Raw genomic sequence first — 24,319 nt, forward strand, 5'->3', positions numbered from 1 at the left:
TTTATTATATGAAGGAATAGGAATAATGGCTGTCCCATGGCCTAGAGAGCAACTAGTTTTACTGTTTTCATTTTATGATATCCTACAATTCGCAGCCAACACTCCAGTTAAAAGCAAAAATATCCTTCTGAACCTGGGGAGTTCCCTTTCCATCCTCACATAATTGCACTGCTTTATAGATGCTTCTGTGGTTTATAAACGAAAGCAGCATCAAGGCTGCGATCATAATAAATAGGTATTTCCTCATGTTTTTCCTCCGGCCCAATTTATTTTCAAATTGTTGACATATTCTCTGTTATAATGTAACTATAAGGCAAATTTTGCAAATTTTCTAACCGTTTTTAAATTTATTGATTGACGAGGCGATCCTTTTGCTCCTTTTCTTTAAGATTGCGGTTTGGATAATTGTTGCATGTCTCGGGTTTTATGTTATTTCTGTGTGGTTATGGGAAAAGAAAGTTAAGGAACGAATTTTTGCCATCAGGAAAACCTGGTACATCATTTATGTGCTTGGCGCAGTGATTTATTGGACGAAGGAGCCAGTTTCCATTTTTACAGACTGGCTGAATTATCTGATTGTCGCGATTATTTTTGCACTGGTTGACGCGTTTGTTTTCCTTGGTTCTTACTTGAAAAGAGTTGGCAATAACGAGCTGGCGACAGATACAAGAGAATTGCTTGAAGAAAATAACGATCTCTTGAACTCGCACATGAATAAGCTCAAATCTTTTCAATATTTGTTGAAAAATGAACCGATCGACATTTATTATGGAGATAAGGAAGCCTATATTGCCGGCATCGAAACACTATTGGCCGATTACGCGGAAAAAGTGGATATGAAAGCGGTATTGTGCAAATACACAACTCAGGAAGATAAAGACTATTTGCTTGAGCACTATACGGATAAAGCTTTGATTCACAGCCGTTTGGACCGCAAGGAAGTCTATTATGATGCCGATGAAAAATTGGCGTTGATTCCTTTTTCCATACTTGAAGACTATTATGTCATTAAATTAACCTCCGATGATTTTGTCACAGAATTCGACTACTTGCTATTCACTTCACTCATCTCAATATACGATCTAATGCTCCCTGCTGAACAGGAGGAAGAAGACCATGAAGGAACCAGCGGATAATAAAAAGGAAAAGTTAAGCAGTAAAAGCACCATGAAGGTCATGAAAAAAAGGTCGCGGATCAGCCTCCCTGCCTTTGAAGTCAGCCCGCACACTGAACGGATCATAAAAGAGAATAAAAGATTAATAAGTGTTTATACAAAAAGCAAAGCGTGAGCATACTATATGGCGTGGAAGGATTTTTCTTCCGCGCCTTTATTCATGTTCACCATGTCCGTTCATATAATAAAGAAACAAATCCTATTTAAAGGGCTGATCCTAATGAAAAAGCTGACAAAGAAAGTGAAAAATATAGACTTCCCCACCTTCTCTATTTCCCCATACACGAAAAACCTTTCCAAAAAAACGGAAGCTGCAATCCAGGATTTGAACAAAGGAAAGAAGCTTCCTAAAAATAATGCGTGAGAAAACCGCCTTTTGCAAGACGGCTTTATTTTATAAAAAGTTTTACTTTCTTTAGGGCGTTTTTTGTAGTCGGATACCGGAACGGCAAATCAAATTTGGTGGTTTGTTTCAGGATACTTTTTTCATGTGAGAACACATCAAAGCTTCCTTTCCCATGGTACGCGCCAATTCCGCTTTCCCCCACCCCGCCGAACGGCAAATAGGGAGAACTGAGATGATAGACTGTATCGTTGATGCAGCCGCCGCCAAAGGAAATATGGTTGAGAATCTCGTTTTGTATCGTTACACTTTCTGAAAAAATGTAGAGTGCCAGCGGTTTCGGCCGTGCGTTAACTTCGCTGATCATGTTGGACAAGTCTTTGTAATCCAGAACTGGCAGGATGGGTCCAAAAATTTCGTCCTCCATCACTTCATCTTCCCAGGTAATATTTTTTAAAACAGTCGGTTCGATCGTCAATGTGCCGAGATCCTGCCTGCCGCCGTGAACAGTGGTTCCGTTGCTTAAAAATTGGGTTAAACGATTGAAATGCTTTTCGCTGACAATTTTTGTGAAATTGCCCGAACCGATTGGATCTCCGCCATACAGCTCTTCGATAGCGTGTTTGAGCTCTTTTAGAAATTCTTCCTTGATGCTGCTGTGTGTGTATATATAGTCAGGAGCTACGCAGGTCTGGCCGGCATTCATGTATTTGCCCCAGGCGATTCTTTTCGCAGCCAGTTTTAGATTAGCATCTTCATGGACAATGCACGGGCTCTTTCCGCCCAGTTCAAGCGTAACAGGCGTAAGATTCCTGGAAGCCGCCTCCATAATAATTTTTCCAACGGGTACACTGCCTGTAAAGAAAATATAATCCACTTTTTCGTTCAGAAGAGCTGTGCTTGCTTCGACTCCACCTTCAACAACTGCTATGTATTCCTCTGGAAAATTCTCGCTTATCAGCTTTGACAGCAATGCCGAGGTTCGCGGAGTCAATTCAGAAGGCTTCAAAATAGCGCAGTTTCCAGCTGCGATAGCGCCAATAAGCGGTGCGATTGCCAGCTGAAAAGGGTAATTCCATGGTGCGATAATGAGTGCTACTCCATACGGCTCAGGATATATGTAGCTTTTCGAACCGACTTGAGCTAGCGTCGATTTAACCTTCCTTGGCTTTGCCCATTTTTTCAGGTTCTTCATCGTAAAACGGATCTCTTCCAGCACAATTCCGATCTCCGTTAAATAAGCATCAAACTCACTTTTATTGAGATCTGCTCTTAATGTGTCCATCAAACCCTGTTCATGCTCTTTTATGATCATGCGCAGCCGTCCGAGTGCCTCCATCCGAAAGGAAACTTCCTTCGTTCTCCCATTTGAGAAGAAATTTCTCTGTTTTTGAATCAAATCTGCGTAATTTTCCATGTAAAGCCTCCAGATTCGGTAAGTTATTAAGGATATAGTATCACCAGGTGTGGAGGAAATACATCTTTTAGGCCGGATATCGGAATTTTTTCCTGAAAAATGAGAAACCATGAAAAGTGTAATTAGTTTCATCGATTTATCTCAAGGCTTTTGCTCCATATTTAGTAAAAAAATTGCTGCATATTTTTTACTCGCAAGTTTAATAGGTTTGTTGGTAAAATTCTTATTTTCTTCGCAAATTAAAAAACTTATTCGCAAAATTTCCTGTATTATTCGCATGTATTTTTACTTCATTCGTAAAGTTCACAATTTAGGAAAACACCTTCTTTTTTGAGAAAAATAAAAACATCCAGGTTGCTTTCCATTCAGGTGCTGGATGAAAAAAATTACAGAATAATAACCTGTTAACATTTTAAGTTGAGAAAATAGATTTTGCATATCAGATATGTTCACGCCCATGGCTTCATCTCCCCCAAATGCTTTAAAACTGTTATATTCGGAGGATTATGGCTTGCTTTAATGACCACCCTCTCTGAAGCATTTAGGTAACTCTACTGTATGCCCAGTTCCATATTCCAGTTTTTTCAAAAAACTAGCTACCAATGTCTTTGGATTTAATAATGAACTCCTTTAAAATCGCTATCTTTTTATTTGAAAGCCATTTTTCTACACGTGCTTTCTAATTTCCCCTGAGTTTAACTGACCGGTTTTCAATGATTTTCCATGCACTTAATGCCAAACTTTCAGGGATTTCTATATCATCAAATTGAATTATTTGACCGTGACTGATATCTCTTTTAACTAAGGCATTTTTTATCAGACCGATCGGTACATGGCCAATATTATCTATAATCCTGCATGCTTTGCCCCTAACATCAAAACTTCCAATGCCATGGGTTAACCATTCACCCTGCTTGATATTGCGTTTTGCAACAGCTGCGACACTTATCCTAGGCGTTTCACTGTTATTAAGCAGGATTCCCCCTCCGTTTAAAACTCTTTTAATGGTTTTGATGATTTCTAAATAACATAAATGATAATGAGAAAATAATGTATAGTAGGGGCCGTCTCCCATCTTAAAATATCTTAATGCCTCCCGCTGATTTTCATGATGTTCAGCAGTGATAAATACAGCCGGAGAGGGTTTGGAGCAAAGTAAATAGTCGCTGATTGGAGAGTCTATTTTTTTTGCTTTTTCAGCCAAAGCAGCTGCACCTGATAATACGTCCTCTGTATTGATTCCCATTAATCCATTACCTGCTATTTCGGCATTTAATCCATTGGCAACAAGTGCTTGTTCTATTTCCACTTTTGTTCCGTCTGTAGATGCGGTTACCATTTGGAGACTAATACCATTCCTCTTTGCCCAATAAGTCATATCTTTTAATGTAGGAGTTCGGTTTAGATATCCTTTAATATTTCCATAGACCAAAGGTTTAAATCCCATTAGTTCTGCTTCTTCTTTAAGAATTGCCAGACACCCAGGCTGATCACCTTCAGCTTCAGTTATTAGGCCTTTATTAACAAAATAGGAACCTGTGGTTACATGCAATTCAGCGTTCATGGTAATGACAGGGAGTGAAGCTTTAAAACATTTATCAATGACATCTGTCGCATGTATAACGTCTCCACTGCACTCCACTATAAGATCAGATTGTTCTATTAAATCATCTAAATCATTCGTTAAAAACTCACTTTTTGGATATCCAATACAATCTCCAATGTTTCTGCGTGTTAAAACTTTTGATACTGATAAATTACAATGGTCTCCCAATGTTTGAACAAGTCCCTTCGAAATAAATCCAGTTCCTATTATTCCAATCCTTTTGACTTCCATAATATCCCTCTCCAAATATTACAAAATTTCCACCTGTGGAATAGGAATAATAAATTTCCCTCCCCATTCTCTTATATAACTTAACTTTTCCATAACCTCATGCTTCCAATTCCAAGGCAAAATAAGAATATATTCCGGCCTGGTTTGTCTAATTTTATCTACTGAATAAATTGGAATATGAGTGCCTGGCAATAATAATCCCAACTTATACGGTGTTTCATCTACGGTATACTCCAAAAATTCTTTTCCCACTCTGCAATAATTCAGTAAGGTATTTCCTTTCGCAGGAGCGCCAAAGCCTGCAATCGTTTTACCGTTACTTTTTAATTGGAATAGTTTTGAACGTAATTCCTGCTTTATGCTTTTTATTCGCTCTTCAAAGTTCAAATAGGTTTCTACTTGATTTAAACCGCACTCTTTCTCATAATTAATTAATTTTAGAACTCTATCAGATATCTCTTTTGTTTCATCTTCTAAGTGGGAAACATAAATACGTAAAGATCCACCATGGTAGGGTAACTGATCTACATCAAAGATTTTAAGACGATGGGCTTCAAAAATAGATTGGACAGTTAATAAAGAAAAGTAGGAATAGTGTTCATGATAGATGGTATCGAATTGGCAACCCTTAATGAGGTTTAATAAATGAGGGAATTCTAAATTAATTACTCCTTTAGAAGATAGCAGAATTTTTAATCCATTAATAAAACTATTCAGGTTAGGTACATGAGCCAATACGTTATTAGCAATAAGCAAATCAGATTGGATGCCTTCATTTAATAATTTTTGTGCAGCCGCATCAGAAAAATATAGTACTCGTGTCTCAATTCCTTTATTTATTGCTATTTTTGCAATATTTTCAGCTGGTTCTATTCCGAAAGCGGGAATCATTTTATTTTTAAAATATTGCAGTAAATAGCCATCGTTGCTTGCAATCTCAACAACTTGTGAACTTTCATTTAAAGAAAAACGGTCAGCAACCATGTCAACATAGCTGCGGGAATGGTTGAGCCAGCTATTAGAGTAAGAACTAAAGTATGGGTAATCTCTAAAGATTTGTTCTGGGCTTTTAATCTCTTCTAGCTGAACGAGGAAACATTGATTACATACGAAGGCATTCAAAGGGTAATATTGTTCATTCGTACTGCCATCCCCTGGGCATAAAAAGGAATTTGCTAAGGGAGTTACACCCAAATTCGCAAAAGAAATACTTAACTTTCCCCCGCAAAAACGACAAGTGCTTATTCTCATTAAACTTCAACTGCCTTATTTTTTATTTGAGCATAAGATATTCTATTCTCATTTCCTGCAAAAGTTATAGGTAATTATCATATATTAGTAGAAAAAGGAGGGCTGGTGATGGCTGCTGACTTTACTGTTATTTGCCATTATTACAATGAGGAGTATTTGCTTTCGTGGTGGTTAAAACATCATTCTAAGCTTTTTAATCATGGAGTTATGATTGATTATGGATCAACCGATAAATCTAATGATCTAATTCGTCAATTGGCACCTAATTGGGAAATACGCAAATCTCGAAACCCTAATTTTGATATAGAAGCTTGTGAAAAAGAAGTAATGGAAATAGAACGGGAATTTAAAGGATGGAAAACAGTTTTGAATACAACGGAGTTTCTATACGTAAAAAATAAAGATGATTTTTTGAATGATTTAGAAAAAAGCGGTGATTCCATTTATAGGGCAAATGGTATTATCATGGCTGATCCGATTGGTTACTATAAATCAGATCCAGATCCCGATAAACCTTTAACTCAACAAAGGTTTCACGGTTATTTGGAAAAAGAGAAGCATCGTGTACCAGAAAGAGACAGATTTATCCATAAATTTCCGGATGGTGCTTATAAAATTGGGCGTCATTCTTCAAAGCATCCTAAAGCAAAGAATCATCCTGAAGCATTCGTCCTTTGGTTCGGATTTAGTCCCTGGAATAAAGCCATGGTTCAAAGAAAGCTATTTATTCAAAAAAGAATTCCTATAAAAAATAAAAGGAGAGGATGGGGTAAACAGCACTTTGTAGATGCTAATAAACTTAAAAAAATGTATAGAGCAAGAGCCGCCTTATCAGAAGATCTTAGACTTAGAGAAGATTGTAATTGGATATTTTCAGATTAAATTAAAGAAGTGTAATTGTAAATTGAGATTAGATCTTTCATTTTTTAATGTTAGATAAAAACAGTGGCCTTTTATTTCCTTTTAATAAGTAAAGGGCCGTTATCTTCTTTTAAAAAGAGTAAAAGATTAGCATCTTCATGAACAATGCACGGGCTGTATCCGCCCAGCTCAAGCGTCACCAGCGTAAGATTCCTGGAAGCCGCCTCCATAATAATTTTTCCAACAGGCACACTGCCTGTAAAGAAAATATAATCCACTTTTTCGTTCAGATGAGCTGTGCTTGCTTCGACTCCACCTTCAAGAACTGCTATGTATTCCTATGTAAAATTCTCACTGATAAGCTTTGACAGCAATGCCGAAATTCGCGAAGTTAATTCAGAAGGCTTCATAATAGAGCAAATACATTTTTTAGGTTGAATATCGAAATTTTTTGCAAAAAACTGAATTCATGTAAAGAGTGTAATTAGTTTAATGGACTTCTTTCCAGGTTATTTGCTCTATTTTTAGTAAGAAAATTGCTGCATGTTTTTTTATTCGCAGTTTTTCTTACTTTATTCGTATAGTTCACATTTTTGGAAAATAACTTCCTTTTAAAAAAATAAAACACCCAGGTTCCCCTGGGTGTTCCTCAAATCTTATAAATGGATCGGTCCCTCCGGCCCAACTGGGATACCTAACAGGTACCAAACGACGATCAATATAATCCAGAAGATGCCAAAGAAGATGGTGTATGGGAATAGTGCTGATATTAAGGTTCCCAAGCCCATGTTCTTGTCGTATTTTTTCGCAAAGGATAATAACAATACAAGATACGGAAGCATTGGCGTGATTGGGTTCGAGATGGAATCCCCAATTCGGTATAATGCTTGTGTGAATGCTGGATGGTAATCCAGGAACATAAACATCGGCACGAAAATCGGTGCCAGGATGGCCCATTTTGCTGATGCACTTCCGATTAAGATATTGATTAAGCTGACAAATAGGATAAATACGATAAACAGCGGTATTCCTGTAAAGCCTACCGACTCAAGGAAATCAGCTCCTTTTATCGCGATGATCGGACCAAGATTTGAGGCGCTGAAATAAGCAAGGAATTGAGCGGATGCAAAGACGAGAACAATATATGGCCCCATTGTACTCATTGCTTTTCCAGTCATTTCACCAAAATCCTTTGAACTTTTTACAGTGCCTGCTCCTAAACCATAGAAAAGGCCTGGAAGCAGGAAAAAGATCGTCAATAGCGGTACGATTCCGTTCATAAGCGGAGAACCTTCTATAATTGAACCTGTTTCAGGGTTGCGCAAAATTCCGTTTTCCGGAAGGATCATGGCTAATACTGCCACAAGAAACACAGCTACTGAAATTCCGGCCCATTTTAGTCCGCGGCTCTCTTCCGAGGTCACGGTTGTGACTGTTTCAATTTCCCCTGTATAAGAACCAAAACGCGGAATCGTAAATTTATACGTTACCCATGTCGAAACGGCTAAAAGGAAAAAAGTTGAAACCGCAATAAAGTAATAGTTCATCGCCGGGTTCGCTTGATAATTAGGATCAACAGTCTGTGCACCTGACTCGGTAAATCCTGCAGCCAGCGTATCAGTCATACCGATCATTAAGTTGGCTGAAAATGCCCCCGTGGTTGAAGCATAAGCAACGATTAAACCAACCATTGGATGGAAGCCAAATGCCATAAGGACCGTTGCAGCAATTGGAGGCAAGACGACCTGAGTCGCGTCGGCAGCCACGTTACCAACAATGGCAATTAAAATAATACTTGGTATAATAATTTTTTTTGGTGTAGCAATAACGGAACGCTTCATCAGTGTATCGAAAAATCCGCTCTGCTCTGCCAGTCCAACACCAATCATCATAACGAGTACCATGCCAAGCGGCGGAAACTCACTGAAGTTGGTCACCATCTTAGTGAGGATGTCTACGATTCCTGCTCCATCTAAAAGATTATTGGCAACTACCGTTTCCCCTGTTACCGGGTGGGTAGCTGATACCTTAAACAATCCGGCGATGAAGGATGCTGCCAAAATGATCCCGCATAGCATGAAAAACAATACAATTGGGTCTGGCAGTTTATTCCCGGCATATTCGATCGAATCGAGCATCCGGTCAAAAAATGTCTTTTTTTCTTTCTTGTTGTCCCGGGCCATAAAACCCCTCCTAATCTATTTTTCTGTTAACGTCAAGGCTGTTAAAATATGAAATTTAAGTCCGTCTTTGATCGCCTCTTCATCCAGGTCGAATTTTGGATGGTGGTGAGGGTAGGTAATCCCTTTTTGGTCATTTCCTGCACCAATCATCACGTAGCAGCCCGGCTTGGCTTCGCTGAAAGCAGAAAAGTCCTCGCCGCCAAGCATGGGATCAATCCACTCAATTTTTCTGTCCGTAAAATGAGTTTCCAGCATGCTTGTAAGCTCTTTCGTTATTTCTTCGTTATTTATGACAGGGTTGTATCCATACGTGTATTCTACCTTCGCCTCCGCACCGTGAGCTTTAGCGATTCCTTCAGCAACTTCAAGGATGCGACTTTTAATTAATTCACGTGTTGACTCTTCTAAAACCCTGACTGATCCGCCAATTTCGGCTGTATCGGGAATAACGTTAAAGGCTTCTCCGCCATGAAATCTTGTAACAGATACAACAGCTGAATCAAGCGGTCCAACAGAGCGTGCAACAATATGATTTAGACCGGATACGATTTGAGCGCCAACTGCTACAGGGTCAACGGTTAACTCAGGAGTTGAAGCATGGCCTCCCTTACCCTGGACCGTGATCTCAAAAATGTCGCTTGCTGATGTGATGGCACCATCGCGAATGCCAATGGTTCCAAAAGGAATGGTTGACATAAGATGAAGACCTGCTACTTGATCGACGCCATCCATTACTCCTGCGGCAACCATTTCTCTTGCTCCGCCTGGAGGAAGTTCTTCGGCATGCTGAAAAATAAAGACAATTTCCCCGCTCAAATTTTCTTTTTCTTCCGTGAGAATTTTTGCTGCTCCAAGCAGCATGGAAGTGTGAGCATCATGGCCGCATGCATGCATAACGCCCGCATTTTTGGATGAAAAAGATAAGCCCGTATTCTCTGTGATTGGCAGAGCATCCATATCTGCACGAAGAGCGACTACCTTTCCAGGCTTGGAACCTTTTAATCTGGCAACAACGCTTGTTTCTGTCGGACGGGACAATTCCAAGCCGCCAAAGCTTTCTAGTTTTTCATAAACATAGTTTGCAGTATGTATTTCCTGAAAGGATAATTCCGGATTTTCATGAAGATAGCGGCGCCAATCGATGACTTCACCGTAAACTTCATTTACTCTAGTTAAAATCTTGCTGAAATCCATTTGTTCCACTCCTATATAACGACTAATTAACGCATATGCGCTAAATATATAATATAGAATTTATAGAAAATTTTCAATAAATATTCACAAGATTATTTTTCCAAAATAAAAAACAGCCTGTTAGAATGGCTGTTTTCAAGGTGTAAAACTATATAATTTCATCGGCCGCCCTTTATCATGACTTTTCGTTTCACCGACTTCTGCAATTAACCCTGCTTTACGCAGCCCCTGCAAAATGCGCTGCGCATTGCGGTTGCTCATGCCAAGCTCAAGGGCAATATCTTTAGAAGTAAATGTATCCCAATCCTTCCGCCCCACATAGCTTTTTATTTTATTATAAAGCTGAACACTTATATGATATTCACCCAGCTTCTTGACCAGCTCGGGTTCATCACTTTCGCTAATATAAGAAAGGATCACCTGATCATTTTGATACTCTTCCACAATCCCATGCTCGTCAAGTAAGATAATCTTATCCTGTTTGGATGACTTCGATCGCTGAACGGCTTTTCGGGCATTAAATTCAGCTTTTAAAACAGAATCCCCAAATCCGATACCTGCCGCAACTGGCCGCTTCCAGTCCTCGCGAATTTTATCAATGGTATCGTGCAGGAGGTTAATGTGATGGTATACTTCCCCTCTGGAGCTAAAAATCATATAATCTCCTCTTCCGGTTTTATGAAAAGAGCCATTCAGACTTCGGCTCGCCCGGAGGAGAATTTCATCCATTTTCAGCTCGGTCCATTGCATATCATACAGCAATTCTTCCTTCACTTTTTCCAGCTCCGGATTTTCCGTTTCTATAAAACAAACAGCCACCTGTGTATTTTGGTAATAATGGGCTTTTGCTTTTTCGGAAAGGGACATTAGGGTCTGCTTCGTTTCCAGCCGGGTCGTGGTGATCCATGAAACCGGGATGCCATGCCCTTTCAGCCGTTCTTTTACCCCAGGGTAACAAGTCAGAACCCCCTCGGTCTCCCTATTTTCCCAGAGCCTGTAATGATATTCATAGATTTGATCCTCTTCAATATCGGCAGGAAACGTTTCAATGTGGAGATTTTCCACTGGTACTTCCAGTTGTGATAATGCCTCACCGCTTATATTGGCCCCTTCAGGCAGATCAACGGATAGCTGTTTCAAGCCCCTGTTTTGCAGAAGCAAATTAAGAAGCGATTTATATAAACCTGTTTCCAAAAATAATACGCCGTGCAGGCTTTCATCATCGCCTAAAACGCCTTTTGCAATGGCATACGGAATTGGTCCTGAAAACAGCCAGGCATCAACCCCATCCTTATGTGCGACAACAATCTCTTTCGTCTCAACAGCCTGCTTATATGTATATGGATGAAATTTCATCTCTTTTTCAAACTCTTTTGCAACATCCAAAATTCTCTTCACCGACTGTTCCGGTCCAACTACACCAATGTGATACATATGACCACCTCATCATGCTTTCTTTGTAGATAGGATAGCATAAAAAGATGAATGATTAATAAAAAAGTGCCGAACAATGTTGTTCAGCACTCAAATTAGCTCCTTTTGATTAGGTTATTCCACTTCATAACTTGTGAGGGGCCGCGTTAATGAAGTTATGCGGCAAGCTGCTGTTTTTGGTTCATCACGGTCAATGCACTTAACATAAAAAACACCATAACCATGAGCCCGGTTATCAGCAGCCATCCAGCCATAAAGTCTCCAGTGAAATCCACTAAAAAGCCAAATAAAGGCGGAACAATGATGACGGCGGTGGAGCCCATTGTTAAAGAGATGCCGCTTGATATTCCTGCTTTCTCAGGAGGCACCAGTTCACTTGCGAGATTCATCCATATTCCGTTAAACCCTGCTGCAGAGAAGCCAAATAATGCAATAATAGGAGCCAGCAGCCAGAATGAAGCCGATGAAATGAATGCAACAGTCAAGCTTGATACAGCGGTAATCCCAGTGATAATCATTAAGATTATGACTCTTTTTCCGTTAAAGATTCGGTCGCTGATGATTCCCCATGCAATTCTCCCAAATGAGCCGAATACTTCAGAAATAACGAGCAGCATACCTGATAAAAACAGGGAAATTCCCAGTTTTTCGTATGAAAATAAGACAATATAAGTGGTTAAACACATTTGTGAGCCATTCAGCCCCATGGCGCTAAAACTTACCAGCAGCAAACGTTTATTTTTGAGCATTTTAAACATTTCTTTGTAGAAAGACACAAGCCCTTGTGTTTGGTTGTTGGACTGTTTTTGCTGAGGCGGGTCCCGATAGATAAAATAGGACATGACTCCTCCGAATAGAAGAATGACACAGGCAATCAATAATACTGGGCGCCATCCGAATACTGTGCTCAATGGCAATAAGATAAGGCTTGCGAGCGCCGCCCCTGCTGTAATCCCCATTTGTTTAATGCCCATTGCGGTACCACGCTGTTTTTGTGGAAACCAGTAAATAATTCCCCGGTTTGTAATAGGATGCATGGAGCCATATCCCAGGCCGCCGATTACAACCAATACAAGGAGAATCCCAAAATGAGTGAGAAAAGTGGTAAATAAATAACCGATTCCCATCATAAAAGCTGCAGCCAGCAGCAACCTCCTCGATCCCAGCCTGTCAGTTAAATATCCGGCAGGTACCGATACTATGGCCTGACCCATGAACAAAGCAGCAGGAAGCATGCCAATCTGGGATTTAGACAATGAAAGATCCTCTCCAATTAACACGCCCAGCGGACCGATGCTTCTCCCGATAAAAGCGACCATTAACTGCGCAATTAAAAGGGAAATGAGCATTCTCCATGGTTCCGAGATGAAGGTAGCCTGATTCTTTATATGTGCATGTTTCATATCTTCACTTCTTTTCTAGCATTCTTATAGTTGATTTAAAACGGTTTAAATAATGTGGTTCCTCTTCAATTCTTCCAATTTTTCTTCATTAAAACCGAGTAATTTACAATAGATTTCTATGTTATGTTTCCCCATGATCTCTGCTCCTGCATGTTTTACTTCTCCAGGCGTTCTGCTTAATTTTGGCACAATTCCCGGCATAGGAAATTCACCTAGTTCCGGGTGCTCGACTTTAATGATCATCTCACGCTCTTTGTATTGAGGATCCTCCAATATGTCTTTGGCATTATAAATTAATCCTGAAGGGACGCCTTTTTCCTCCAAAATGGAAAGAGCTTCTTTCGCTGTAAGTGTCTTGGTCCACTCCTCTATAATAGAGTCCAGCAATTTCATATTCTCGCCTCTTGCGTTATGGGTAGAAAACCGCGGATCCTCCGCTAACTCAGGTTTCTCCATTGCTTCACAGAGCCGGCTAAAAACTCCATCAGCGTTTGCTCCAATGACGATATATGTTTTATCTTTTGTAAAATAAATATTGGATGGCGCAATGCCGGGGAGGATATTTCCCATCCGCTCCCTAATATAGCCCGCAAGCAAATAATCAGGAATAATGCTTTCCATAATGGAAAAAACAGATTCATACAAGGCAGTATCAACCACCTGGCCTTTCCCGGAATGTTCACGTTCATGCAATGCAACCAGGCAGCCAATTGTGGCAAACAAAGCAGCCAATGTATCGCCTATGGAGACGCCGATTCTAGAAGGCGGCCGATCCGGGAAACCCGTTACATTTCTTAATCCCCCCATTGCTTCACCTACACTTCCGAAGCCTGCGCGGTGCTTGTATGGTCCTGTCTGCCCGTAGCCGGATGTCCGAACCATAATCAGTTTCGGATTTATTTCGGATAATTCTTCATAAGACAAATTCCACTTTTCCATGGTGCCAGGCCGGAAATTTTCAATCAGCACATCAGCTTCATTCAAAAGCTCCTTTAAAATTTCCTGACCTTCTTCTTTTCGTAAATTTAGAGTAATAGACTTCTTATTTCTTGATTGGATCGGCCACCATAAGCCAAAACCATCTTTGGATTTCCCCCAATTTCTCATGGGATCTGACTTTCCGGGAGGCTCAACCTTTATAACCTCCGCTCCAAAGTCTCCGAGCAGACGCCCGGTAAATGGACCTGCTAAAAGAGTGCCCAGTTCAATAACTCGAATGCCTTCTAATGGAAGCCGCTTTTCAGTCATCATTTCCTCCTTGCTCAGTTCAAAGACTTTTCATAAGAACGAGTTTTTTCTTCACAAATCATTTTTAAATTTCCTGAGTAAAAAATTGTCTAATACTATTTAATTCAACTAAATTATTAAAAAACCTCTTTACTCTTTTAAAGTAAAGGTGTATTTTTATCATAGTATATTCAAATAATCAGATATACTAATATTTAAACATAACGACAAAAAGAAGGGTTATGAATGAAAAGTAAGTGGTTTTTTACTGGAAGGTATTCGGAGTATTCACTGCAAAGTTTTCAGAGGGATTTACTTTCAGGGATTATTGTCGGTGTTATTGCAATTCCGCTGGGGATGGCTTTTGCGATTGCTTCGGGGGTTAAGCCTGAGTATGGGATCTATACGACGATCATTGCCGGGATTTTGATTTCCCTTCTTGGCGGTTCAAAATACCAGATTGGCGGACCGACTGGTGCATTCATTCCCATTTTGTTCGGTATCGTGATGACTTATGGGTATGAAAATTTATTAATTGCAGGTTTTCTTGCTGGTGTTATGCTCTTTTTAATGGGCGTTTTCAGGCTTGGTTCCTTGATCAAATTTATCCCGAAACCTGTCACGATTGGGTTTACATCGGGGATAGCAGTCATTATTTTTACTGGCCAAATCTCAAATTTTCTAGGGCTCAAGGGTGTTGAGAGCCATGAATACTTTATCGATAATATTAGAGAGATTGCGAGGCATATTCATACCGTCAATTTTTATAGTATTCTGACTGCAAGCATTTGCCTGACCGGGATTTTGCTAATACCTAAATTTTTTCCGAAGGTACCTGGCCCTCTGATTGGATTGCTGCTTTCCACTGCCGCAGCAATTGTTTTTTTTCCAAATCAGGTAGCCACTATCGGTTCTTCTTTTGGAGAAATTCCCGGGACTCTCCCAAGATTCGCTATCCCGGATGTTACTTTGGAAAAAGTAATCGAGCTCCTTCGTCCCGCATTTGTGATTGCCATTTTAGGCGGGATCGAGTCACTGCTATCTGCGGTTGTAGCAGACGGGATGACGAACACAAGGCATAACAGCAACCGGGAGCTGGCAGGCCAGGGAATAGCCAATATGATTACCCCTTTTTTCGGCGGGATACCTGCTACAGGAGCGATCGCGAGAACGGCCACCAATATTAAAAATGGCGCAGCCTCTCCTCTTTCCGGAGTTATTCACGGGATTATGGTATTGCTTGTTTTACTGCTTTTTGCACCATATGCATCTAATATTCCGCTTGCCAGCATGGCCCCAATTTTAATGGTCGTAGCCTGGAATATGAGTGAAAGAAAAGTTTTCTGTCACGTTTTAAAAACGAAGACCGAAGATTCACTTGTGCTTGTCGTAACCTTTTTATTAACGGTTTTTGTCAATTTAACAGTTGCTGTTGAGATCGGTTTATTAATGGCTGTCATCCTGTTTACGAAGAGAATGAGCGATCACCTTGTTACCGTAAAAGCTCTGCCGAATCCGGAGAATAAACACAAAAAGGTACAATCTCATATGGTTTCCGAGCATCACGATTGCCCGCAGATTAGTATTTTTAATGTGGAGGGACCATTATTCTTCGGTGCTGCCCAAACTTTTTCGCAAACCATTATGGATACCATTCATTACAAGCCAGGAATCCTGCTTTTGAGAATGGGCCGTGTACCTTTTATGGATACAACCGGTGAGTCCAACTTTGCTCATATCGTGCAAAATTTTTCAAAGCATGGCATTATTTTAATATCCGGTCTTCAGCCCCAGCCTAAAAGCATCTTAATGAAAACGGGATTATACGATATGATTGGGGATGAGCATATTTTTGAGCATACCGGAGATGCCATCAACCATGCACTTAGGTTAATCGACGAAAATAAGTGCATGGGGTGCAGGCACTTTGCATTCAGGGAATGCGGAAAACTATCCGGATCAAACTATCAAGCAAGAGAAAAAGCGATATCAGCGCCATGACTCAGGAAAGTGAGGATACCATACATTGAATCTTGATATGCAGCAATTCAAAGCAGACTTTTTCAAAGCTCTGGCCCACCCGCTCCGAATCAGAATATTAGAACTCTTAGCTGAGGGCGATAAAAGTGTAAATGAAATTCAAAGCCTGGTTGGCAGTGAAGGCTCTGCCGTTTCGCAGCAGCTTACAGTACTGCGGACTAAAAATATTGTTACGGGCACGAAGGACGGCAACCGGGTCATCTATTCGCTAAGAGATCCGATGATTATTGATCTTCTTACTGTGGCACGGCAAATTTTTAATAATCACCTTGTCGATACGATCAGCATGCTGGATAAAATAAATAATTAATGAAAAAGAGTTTAGGTCCGCATGGCCTAAACTCTTTTTGTTCTATAACTTAAACCTGCTGATTAATTCCTTTAAATCCTCAGCCATGCCTGTGAGCCGACCTGCGGAGTTTGAGATTTCTTCCATGGAAGCGGCCTGTTCTTCTGTGGAAGCGAGTACGCTTTGGGTAGCCATGGCCGATTCGTTCGCAACATGAGAAATTTCATCCATGGACTGAACCATTTGCAGGGAGCCGGCAGACATTTGCTGGATAGCGGTGGCGACCTCCTCCATTTGCTGGGTAACACTGCTGACAGATTGCTGGATCTGTTTGAAAGAATCACCTGCATCCTTCATCACATCCATTCCTTCCGTCACTTCATGATTGACCGTTTCCATCGATTGAACAACTTGATTGGTTTCTTCCTGAATTTGTGAAATCAATTGGCTAATCTGCAAAGTAGACTCAGCAGATTTTTCTGCCAGGTTGCGGACTTCATTTGCGACAACCGCAAACCCCTTCCCCTGTTCGCCTGCGCGAGCTGCTTCGATGGCAGCATTCAAAGCCAATAAATTTGTTTGAGCAGCAATACCTGTTATCACTTCAATGATTTTGCCAATCTCCTGTGAACGCTGGCCTAATCCTTTGACAACTTTAGATAAATCCTGGACATTGTTATGGATGGAATTCATTTGGCAGCCTGCTGTTGAAATGGATTGCGAGCCATGATTTGCCTTTTCAAGAGAATCATTGATTTGCTCTGTCACCTGTTCAGAATTGGCTGCCACCTGGCCCAGGCTGTCAGACATTTGCATGATCACATCAGATGCTGTGTTAACTCCTTTCACCTGATTGTCTGCCCCTGCTGCCACTTCTTCTATCACTTCGGCAATATGGCTTGTTGCCATGTTTGTTTGCTGGGCACCAGTTGAAAGCTGCTGAGCGTATTGTGTGACTTCATTTGATGCGATTACAACATTATTCAGCACATCCTGCCATACAGCAGCCGTATGGTTCAGTGCAGCAGCAATGGATTTTAGCTGGCCAACCGAGTTTTCATCCAGGCGGCTCGACATATTTCCATCCGCCAGCTCTTCCAAATGGGCATTGATTTTAGCAATTGGCGCTATGAATTTTCGGTAATTCATAAAAGCAGATAAAATACCTGCAAGCGAGCCTAAACTGGCGATAAAACCGATTGTGATCCAAAAAGCCTGCCCTTCCAAATTATTTCCGATACTCACGACTAAACTGATAATAATGACAGTAGGTATTATGACGATTAACGTCCGAAGCATGTAGCTTAATTGACTCATTTTAATGACCCCTTTTTTCTAAATCCTTATATTAAAAAACGAACTTCCATCTATTTTCTTTACTTTCCACCTTCATTTACGTTTTTATAGGATTGGCAGAAAGTATATCAATATATATATCGGTGATTTTAATAATTATTTAAATACTTTGTTTTTTCTTTGCAAACTTTATCGCCATTACAGTTTCTGGTAAATAGCAAAAAACGCCACGCTCTATTAGAGAGTAAGTAGTTCGGCTTTGAAGTACAAAATTAGAACTAACCTTGCTATTCAAACGGTAATTCACACTTAAATTAACAGGCAGACAATTTGATAAGCAAAAATGCTTGGAACATCGTGTCTCCAAGCATTTTTTACATTATCTGGCACTCTATAGTTGAACAAATAATAGAGCATTGATTTCACTAAGTTTGAAAAATAAACGGAAAAATTCCGTTTATTTTGGGAAATACCAACATTTCTCGCAAAATAAGCGGAGTTTTTCCGCTTATATGAACCTAATCTTTAGAGTTAGTTATATATATAGAAGTTAATCGGAATATATCCGCTTATATCTGCTTCTTGTACCCCTACTATACACATTAACCGGAATTTCTCCGCCTATGAATTCCTATACCTCCGCAAAAAAGTCAACAATGAATAACAACAGAGTCTTTTCTAACTTGAATATCAAAAACCCTACCTACCATTTTTCAGCACCTCAATCCCCAATTAAATTAGCAAACAAATTCGAACACTGACACTAACTTTTGTCATCCTGTTAAGAAAGGTGCGAATTATGGTGCTAAAATACCATTACATTTATAAAAAGCCTTAATATTCAACAAAAAAGATGCAGTCCAATTCAGTTGCGAATTGGACTGCTAATTTGCTTGCTAATTATTTTTTGTACTCGAAAACCGAACCTGATTTCCAAAGATGGATCAGCCTTTTTTTGCTTTGTTTTCATTTTTATTAATGGCCTGGGCGATTAACCCTCCATGGAAGCGGCCATTTTCTATAAAGATTTCGTTGGCGTTATTGCCGGCTGCTATAACGCCCGCAATAAAGATACCTTGAATGTTTGTTTCCATTGTATCCGGGTCGAAAAGAGGTCGTCCTGTTTCCTCATCAATCTGAATCCCCATACTTTTTAAAAAGCTATGGTCAGGATGATAGCCTGTCATCGCAAATACAAAATCGTTTTTTATCTCATATAGGTGATTTTCTTTGGTGTACACCAGTTGATCTTCAGTAATTTCTTTCACATGTGCATTAAATTCCATCTTAATAATACCATTGCGGACTAATGCTTCAAACTCCGGCAAAATCCATGGCTTTATGCTTGGGGAATATTCCTTTCCCCTATAAATGACTGTTACTCTTGCTTCAGCCTTAACCAATTCAATTGAAGCATCCACACTGGAGTTCTTTCCGCCTATAACAGCGACGTCTTTATCAAAATAAGGGTGCGCCTCCTTAAAATAATGGTGAACCTTTGGCAAGTCTTCACCTGGGACACCCATAAAATTAGGATGATCATAATAACCTGTAGCAATGACTACATACTTTGCTGCATATTGGCCTTTATCGGTTTTAACTTCAAAAGCGTTCTCACCCTTTTTAGCTATCTCTACCACTTTTTCATAGGCGTTAATCTTAATTCCTTTTCTTTTCACAACTTCTCTGTAATAAGTAAGCGCCTGATTTCTTTTTGGCTTATAGTTTTCTGTGATAAATGGTACGCCACCTATTTCAAGCTTTTCACTTGTGCTGAAAAAAGTCTGGTGTGTGGGGTAGTGGTAAATCGCATTTACAATGTTCCCTTTTTCGATGACTAACGGATTTTTCCCCATTTCCTGAAGGGCTATGGCTGCTGACAATCCGCACGGACCGCCTCCAACAATTATAGCGTCTATTGTCAAGATGTTCTCACTCCTTAGTTCACGACCAAATGAAAGCAATGCTTGCTCTCATTTAAATTTTTTCCTAAGCTCAGTTAACCTGTTGTTTCCGCTTCAATCATCAGGGTGCCAAAATCAACCATGAGCTTTAACAAAGTCTTACTAAAAAAATCTCCCATCAATCTATGATAGGAGATTTTTTATGATTATTCAAATGTATTACATCAATTTACTTTAAGATAGAACACTATTCTAGATCCAGCCGCGGAATCTTGAAGCTTCTGCCATTTTCCGCACGCCGACCATGTAAGCAGCTAAACGCATATCCACTCTGCGCGTCTGGGCTGTTTGATAGATATTATCGAATGATTTAACCATTACCTTCTCTAGCTTTTCTTCCACTTCTTCTTCTGTCCAATAGTAGCCCTGATTATTTTGAACCCATTCAAAATAAGAAACCGTTACACCGCCGGCAGATGCCAATACATCAGGCACAAGCAATATACCTCTCTCAGTAAGAATTTGAGTGGCTTCAAGTGTAGTTGGTCCATTTGCAGCTTCTACAACGATGCCAGCTCTGATGTCATGGGCATTTTCTTCAGTTATCTGGTTTTCAATAGCGGCAGGAACGAGAATGTCACACTCAAGTTCCAGCAGCTCTTTATTTGTAATTGTATCATTAAAGAGTTTAGTTACAGTACCAAAGCTGTCACGGCGATCAAGAAGATAGTCAATATCAAGACCATTTGGATCGTACAATCCGCCATATGCATCTGAAATGCCGACTACCTTCGCACCGGCATCATGCATGAATTTTGACAAGAAGCTGCCCGCATTACCAAAACCCTGCACAACAACTCTTGCACCTTCCAGGTTGATGCCCTTTTTCTTTGCAGCTTCACGTATGCATATCGTAACACCTTTAGCTGTTGCAGATTCCCTGCCATGGGAACCGCCAAGTACAAGAGGTTTACCTGTAATGAAGCCAGGAGAGTTAAATTCATCAATCCGGCTGTATTCATCCATCATCCACGCCATAATTTGGGAGTTTGTAAAGACATCAGGTGCCGGAATATCTTTAGTTGGACCTACAATTTGACTGATAGCGCGTACATATCCCCGGCTTAACCGTTCTAATTCTCCAAAGGACATATCCCGCGGATCACAGACAATCCCGCCTTTTCCCCCTCCATATGGGAGATCGACAATTCCGCATTTTAAGCTCATCCAAATAGACAGTGCCTTTACTTCCTTTTCAGTTACATTCGGGTGAAAACGAATACCGCCTTTAGTAGGACCTACAGCATCATTATGCTGGGCCCGGTAGCCAGTAAAGACTTTTACTGTTCCGTCATCCATCCGTACAGGAATTTTCACTGTCATCATGCGAATTGGCTCTTTTAGAAGCTCATATACTTCATCTGGATATCCCAACTTTTCCAAAGCTTTATGTATGACAGTTTGCGTCGACTTTAAAACGTCTAGTTTTTCAGCTTTATTTGAATCAGTACCTTTCTCGGCTACCATTTGTAAACCTCCTAGAAAAATCACTTTCATTAGTTGTCCGCTTCCATGAAATAGTATACACCTTTGCTTAATTTATGCAAGAAGAATACTACACTTTTCCGCATTTTTTGATTCTTTTATGAAACCGTTATCAATGCTAATTTTAAAGGGAATTTTCTGTTTATTCTTATTACCTGTTTTCCCGCTCACAGGCAAAGAAAACATCCATTTTTATTCTTTAATATACAATGGCCAATTCTTCTTCGGCGGCTTTTGCAGCTCGTGAACTTACCATTGTTTTGCCCAATTTCTGCATGGTTCATGAGCAGTAAAGAGAAATTCCTTAAAATATGAAAGAGGAGGAATATTTCCCCCTCTTATTTTATAAGAAAAACTCAACTAGCTTTTTGGCAGCATTGTTTTTTATGATGATTTTGCCATACTCCTCAATGAGATGGATACTGGCAAATGAGGGGTTTCCAAACTCAGCCAATATAGCAACTGCCCTATGGATGTCTTCATCGTGGATATCGCTAACACGATAGAAATATTTTCCTTTATAGGAATAAAGGCTTCCGTTCTCAATATGAACAAGCTTCAGCCTTTTAGCCATTTGTATTACATCCTCAAAATCCTGAAATTCAAACAGAATGTCTTCACTGCCATCAACTGTTACTTGCATTTCTATAAAACCATCGTCGAGAAGCTCATCATCCTGCTCCTGTTCCTCCATTGTGACAATCATAACCATTCCTTGGGCCTGCATGGAAAAAATCTCGACAGCGACTGTCCCTTGAATGTCTACACCAAATTCTTCACTTGCTTCCTCAAGCATCTCATGGAATAGCTGATGCCATTTTAAAGAGTCTTTCCAGACATCTTCCTTTGTTAGGCCCCTGTCTGTTAAATCATCTAATGTAAGAAAGATTTTGATCTTATTATAATTCAAACGTTCTAAGCGCATAATAAGCCCCCTGCCCTGAACCAACTCTTTGGTTTAGTGTATGAAGTTCAGAAAAGTTTGTGAGTCGTCTCTTTTTAAATGAGGGCAAAAATTAAATTAGCCGGCAATACGAGCCGGCTTTACCACATTAAATTAGTCTGAATTCGCCTTTTTAAACAAGTAGTTAAGGGAGGTTGATTTCCGCTCCAGGATGCTCAGCGAACCACGGAGAACAGCCTTTAGAAAAAAGCCTTAATTTAAATGTTCTTTTATCCATCGTTCCCACTCGCTCTTTGAGCTTCCGGGTATAAATTCCTTATATTTCTTTTTTTCCTCTTCCGGCAGACTGTCAATAGCGAATCCCCCTACTCCCACATTGAGCGACTCATAGGTTGCAACCAGTCTCTCGGACAGTTTCAGAGTTTCGGAGACATTTGCCTTCATGGTACAGGAAAAAAATAAAAACTTAGGGTTTACAATATTGATTACTGTATGGATATCATCGTCTGCAATGCTTGTCCCCAGATAAACCACTTCGAATCCCTTTCGCCTTAAAAATAGTGTGAATATCAAAAGGCCTAATTCATGTGCTTCACTGGGACCGCATACTGCTATAGCTTTTGGCAAAACCGAATTATGAGGAAAAGAATGGAGAATCATTCCGATTCTTGATCTTAAAATAGATGAAGCAAAGTGCTCATGTGCGCTGGTAATCTTGCCATCCTCCCAAAGAGTGCCGATATTAACCAGCAATGAACCCAATATATCAACAAGCACTTTATCAATTGTAAATAAACTAAACGCCTGATTGATCAAATCATGCGCTTTTGGTTCATCAAATTGGAGAAGAGACTCCAGTAGCTCATTTGCTAAAATACTTGACCTGTCTCCTTCCTTTTCCACCTGTATAGGCTCTGTATTCAGTTCATTGTTTTCCAGCAGAGAAACGGCCTGGCTTATAGAAAAACCCTGATTAACCTTCATCAGCAGCCATTTTAAAATTCTTACATGTTCCTCTGTATATAGCCTGTGACCTGATTCATTTCTTTTAGGGGCGATAATTTGATAACGCCTTTCCCATGCTCTTAAAGTACCTGGCTGAATGCCGAGCATTTTTGAAACAGCCTTAATATTGTATTTTCCTTCATCAATAGTCATGCTCAGCCCTCCATTCAATTCCAATTATAGAAGTTACAATTTAGTGTGTAAACTCTGTATATGTTTTGAGTAACATTTATGGATCAGCCATTCTTAAGAGTAATGAAATGAGTTTCCGCCTTTGCACCCAGACGAAGTGGCACACCAGTCGTCCCGTATCCATTGCTGATTAGAATCGTTGTTTCGGGAAGGACTTTGATCCGCCCCTTTTCATAGGGACTATAACCTAAGATATGGATTTGGCCTCCGTGTGTATGACCGCTCAACACAAGATGAATATTATGTTCTTTTTTTATTTCTTTAGTGATTCTGGGATCATGGCTTACTAAAACCCGAAAGCCGCCTGTTCCTGCATCTTCCAATGCAAGATCCAGCCTTTCCCTATCCTTGCTTAGATCGTCCGTTCCAATTAAAACAAAGCGATCCCCTTTCAGAGATTCAAAGGATAGCGCTGTATTATCAAGAATTTTAACCCCGCATTCTAAAAGAAGGGCATCAAGCTGATGGTAGTCTACTTCATAATCATTATTTCCCCATACAAAATAAACCGGTGCGACCTCCATTAGCATTAAAACGTTTTTTTTCACTCTTTCAAAAGGAACTCCCTTTTCCATTAAATCTCCACCGATAATCACTATATCCGGTTTTTTCCCTTTGATTTCACCAATAAGCTTGCCGGTAATCTGTCGCCTATGAATATCAGAAATAAAAAAAAGCTTTACTTCTCCGAAGCTTTCCGGGAATTCGGAAAAAGAAAGCTCTTTATATATTATTCTATCCGCGAATGCCTCCTTGAGCATATAGATAAGTAATCCTGCACCGCCTATAAAGGCCAAAGCCACTATATAAATCATAATT

21 protein-coding genes and 2 pseudogenes are annotated in these 24,319 nt (G+C 40.0%); 6 read left to right on the forward strand and 17 right to left on the reverse strand.

Translation table 11 applies throughout. The features are described 5' to 3' along the window. Window positions 1–82 precede the first annotated feature (82 nt). Window positions 83–247 (reverse strand): hypothetical protein, encoded by a 165-nt coding sequence (locus J7I93_RS01775; protein WP_214722734.1) that lies wholly within the window; start codon window positions 245–247, stop codon window positions 83–85. A gap of 124 nt (window positions 248–371) precedes the next feature. Here J7I93_RS01775 and J7I93_RS01780 point away from each other — a divergent pair, with 124 nt between their 5' ends. From J7I93_RS01780 to J7I93_RS01790, 3 genes are read left to right on the forward strand one after another with little or no spacing between them, the layout of a single operon-like run. Continuing rightward, complete coding sequence (locus tag J7I93_RS01780; RefSeq protein WP_214722736.1) at window positions 372–1,136, forward strand: type II toxin-antitoxin system SpoIISA family toxin; 765 nt, start codon at window positions 372–374, stop codon at window positions 1,134–1,136. Continuing rightward, window positions 1,117–1,290 carry a type II toxin-antitoxin system SpoIISB family antitoxin gene (locus J7I93_RS01785; protein ID WP_214722737.1) on the forward strand — a complete coding sequence of 58 codons (174 nt, stop codon included), beginning with the start codon at window positions 1,117–1,119 and terminating at the stop codon, window positions 1,288–1,290. Before J7I93_RS01780 ends, J7I93_RS01785 begins: the two co-directional genes overlap by 20 nt. A 9-nt stretch (window positions 1,291–1,299) precedes the next feature. Then, window positions 1,300–1,539: a hypothetical protein gene (locus J7I93_RS01790; protein ID WP_214722738.1), complete on the forward strand. Its 240-nt coding sequence runs from the start codon at window positions 1,300–1,302 to the stop codon at window positions 1,537–1,539. Window positions 1,540–1,564: 25 nt separating this feature from the next. Here J7I93_RS01790 and J7I93_RS01795 read toward each other — a convergent pair whose 3' ends face one another. From J7I93_RS01795 to J7I93_RS01805, 3 genes are all read right to left on the reverse strand, one after another. Further along, a complete protein-coding gene (locus tag J7I93_RS01795) occupies window positions 1,565–2,935 on the reverse strand; it encodes an aldehyde dehydrogenase (protein WP_214722739.1) in 1,371 nt (456 codons plus the stop codon). Between the two features lie 679 nt (window positions 2,936–3,614). Beyond that, the gene (locus J7I93_RS01800; RefSeq protein WP_214722740.1) at window positions 3,615–4,772 is read right to left on the reverse strand and encodes an NAD(P)-dependent oxidoreductase; all 1,158 of its coding nucleotides are present in this window, start codon (window positions 4,770–4,772) and stop codon (window positions 3,615–3,617) included. A gap of 18 nt (window positions 4,773–4,790) precedes the next feature. Further along, window positions 4,791–6,023: a class I SAM-dependent methyltransferase gene (locus tag J7I93_RS01805; RefSeq protein ID WP_214722741.1), complete on the reverse strand. Its 1,233-nt coding sequence runs from the start codon at window positions 6,021–6,023 to the stop codon at window positions 4,791–4,793. A 108-nt stretch (window positions 6,024–6,131) separates the two neighbouring features. On the opposite strand from J7I93_RS01805, the gene J7I93_RS01810 reads away from it, so the two are divergent. Continuing rightward, complete coding sequence (locus tag J7I93_RS01810; RefSeq protein ID WP_214722742.1) at window positions 6,132–6,905, forward strand: glycosyltransferase family protein; 774 nt, start codon at window positions 6,132–6,134, stop codon at window positions 6,903–6,905. 107 nt (window positions 6,906–7,012) lie between these two features. Here the strand turns inward: J7I93_RS01810 and J7I93_RS01815 are convergent. From J7I93_RS01815 to J7I93_RS01840, 6 genes and pseudogenes are all read right to left on the reverse strand, one after another. Continuing rightward, window positions 7,013–7,303 (reverse strand): annotated as a pseudogene (locus J7I93_RS01815) (aldehyde dehydrogenase family protein); the annotation flags it as partial. 237 nt (window positions 7,304–7,540) lie between these two features. Then, window positions 7,541–9,067: an AbgT family transporter gene (locus J7I93_RS01820; protein WP_214722744.1), complete on the reverse strand. Its 1,527-nt coding sequence runs from the start codon at window positions 9,065–9,067 to the stop codon at window positions 7,541–7,543. Between the two features lie 15 nt (window positions 9,068–9,082). Further along, on the reverse strand, window positions 9,083–10,261 hold the full coding sequence (locus tag J7I93_RS01825; protein ID WP_214722745.1) for an amidohydrolase: 1,179 nt from the start codon (window positions 10,259–10,261) through the stop codon (window positions 9,083–9,085). 135 nt (window positions 10,262–10,396) lie between these two features. Beyond that, on the reverse strand, window positions 10,397–11,695 hold the full coding sequence (locus tag J7I93_RS01830) for a hypothetical protein (RefSeq protein WP_214722746.1): 1,299 nt from the start codon (window positions 11,693–11,695) through the stop codon (window positions 10,397–10,399). 155 nt (window positions 11,696–11,850) lie between these two features. After that, window positions 11,851–13,098, reverse strand: coding sequence for an MFS transporter (locus J7I93_RS01835; RefSeq protein ID WP_214722748.1), 1,248 nt, complete (start codon window positions 13,096–13,098; stop codon window positions 11,851–11,853). 45 nt (window positions 13,099–13,143) lie between these two features. Continuing rightward, complete coding sequence (locus J7I93_RS01840; protein WP_214723026.1) at window positions 13,144–14,346, reverse strand: CaiB/BaiF CoA transferase family protein; 1,203 nt, start codon at window positions 14,344–14,346, stop codon at window positions 13,144–13,146. Window positions 14,347–14,571: 225 nt separating this feature from the next. Here J7I93_RS01840 and J7I93_RS01845 point away from each other — a divergent pair, with 225 nt between their 5' ends. Beyond that, entirely contained in the window at window positions 14,572–16,326 is a 1,755-nt protein-coding gene (locus J7I93_RS01845; RefSeq protein WP_214722749.1) for a SulP family inorganic anion transporter, read from the forward strand. Window positions 16,327–16,351: 25 nt separating this feature from the next. Continuing rightward, complete coding sequence (locus J7I93_RS01850) at window positions 16,352–16,675, forward strand: ArsR/SmtB family transcription factor (protein ID WP_214722750.1); 324 nt, start codon at window positions 16,352–16,354, stop codon at window positions 16,673–16,675. Window positions 16,676–16,717: 42 nt separating this feature from the next. On the opposite strand, the gene J7I93_RS01855 is transcribed toward J7I93_RS01850, so the two are convergent. The 7 genes and pseudogenes from J7I93_RS01855 to J7I93_RS01880 form a co-directional block, all read right to left on the reverse strand. Next, entirely contained in the window at window positions 16,718–17,563 is an 846-nt protein-coding gene (locus tag J7I93_RS01855; RefSeq protein WP_483297119.1) for a methyl-accepting chemotaxis protein, read from the reverse strand. 108 nt (window positions 17,564–17,671) lie between these two features. Continuing rightward, window positions 17,672–17,971: pseudogene (locus J7I93_RS25585) on the reverse strand (methyl-accepting chemotaxis protein); the annotation flags it as partial. 923 nt (window positions 17,972–18,894) lie between these two features. Continuing rightward, window positions 18,895–19,878 carry a YpdA family putative bacillithiol disulfide reductase gene (locus J7I93_RS01860; protein WP_214723028.1) on the reverse strand — a complete coding sequence of 328 codons (984 nt, stop codon included), beginning with the start codon at window positions 19,876–19,878 and terminating at the stop codon, window positions 18,895–18,897. A 228-nt stretch (window positions 19,879–20,106) separates the two neighbouring features. Beyond that, window positions 20,107–21,381 carry a Glu/Leu/Phe/Val family dehydrogenase gene (locus J7I93_RS01865; RefSeq protein ID WP_214722752.1) on the reverse strand — a complete coding sequence of 425 codons (1,275 nt, stop codon included), beginning with the start codon at window positions 21,379–21,381 and terminating at the stop codon, window positions 20,107–20,109. Window positions 21,382–21,742: 361 nt separating this feature from the next. Continuing rightward, window positions 21,743–22,324 (reverse strand): genetic competence negative regulator, encoded by a 582-nt coding sequence (locus tag J7I93_RS01870; protein ID WP_214722753.1) that lies wholly within the window; start codon window positions 22,322–22,324, stop codon window positions 21,743–21,745. Between the two features lie 231 nt (window positions 22,325–22,555). Next, window positions 22,556–23,461: a MerR family transcriptional regulator gene (locus tag J7I93_RS01875; RefSeq protein WP_214722754.1), complete on the reverse strand. Its 906-nt coding sequence runs from the start codon at window positions 23,459–23,461 to the stop codon at window positions 22,556–22,558. A gap of 83 nt (window positions 23,462–23,544) precedes the next feature. Continuing rightward, the gene (locus J7I93_RS01880) at window positions 23,545–24,315 is read right to left on the reverse strand and encodes a metallophosphoesterase (RefSeq protein ID WP_214722755.1); all 771 of its coding nucleotides are present in this window, start codon (window positions 24,313–24,315) and stop codon (window positions 23,545–23,547) included. Window positions 24,316–24,319 lie beyond the last annotated feature (4 nt).

The organism is Bacillus sp. ISL-47 (assembly GCF_018613175.1).
Classification (GTDB): domain Bacteria; phylum Bacillota; class Bacilli; order Bacillales; family Cytobacillaceae; genus Cytobacillus.